At 64.8% G+C, this 563-nt stretch carries 1 protein-coding gene; it reads right to left on the bottom strand.

Going from position 1 to position 563, the window contains the following annotated elements; genetic code table 11:
• A partial coding sequence (locus ACGLHR_RS52155) for a CoA transferase (RefSeq protein ID WP_400104015.1) occupies positions 1-503 on the bottom strand: 503 nt, incomplete at its 3' end.
• Positions 504-563: the final 60 nt, after the last annotated feature.

Raw genomic sequence — 563 nt, 5'->3', positions numbered from 1 at the left:
CCGTAGTTCTGCAGACGCCGCTCAGCGGTACTGAAGCGCGGATCGCGCCCAAGGTCCATCCGGCGCATCGCGCGCAGGTAGTTCGGAAACGTGTTGCTGCCCACGATGCTCTGCGCCGCGACAAACGCCTCGCCCCCCGGCCCGACGAAGTGCGGGCCTTCGGTCGCGCCGAGCACGCCTGGCTCCGCGCCGGTATCGATACCCGCGAGATCGAGATGCGCGCGCTCGTTAATGGACAGCATCACGGCTGCCATCGCGACGTCAATATACTGTCCCCGGCCAGTCACTTCGCGCTTGCGCACCGCGGCGAGCACCGCAATGGTTGCCTGCAGGCCCGCGTAGACATCTGCGTGCGACAGCGGATCTGTCCATTTTCGGCCAGCATCGATACCCTCGAAATGATGCATCGTGTTGTGCGTGAAGCCGGCTTCGGCTTGCACCGTGGGGGCATAGGCCATGCGCGACGCCCACGGCCCTCGCTGGCCGTAGCCCGTGATAGACACGTACACCAGCTTCGGATTGCGCTGGCTGAGCGTCTCGTAGTCAAGGCCAAACGACTTGAG

The organism is Cupriavidus sp. CuC1 (assembly GCF_044627735.1).
GTDB lineage: Bacteria > Pseudomonadota > Gammaproteobacteria > Burkholderiales > Burkholderiaceae > Cupriavidus > Cupriavidus ulmosensis.
The sequence above is the reverse complement of the archived record's forward strand: the minus strand, read 5'-3'. Positions and strand labels throughout refer to the sequence as shown.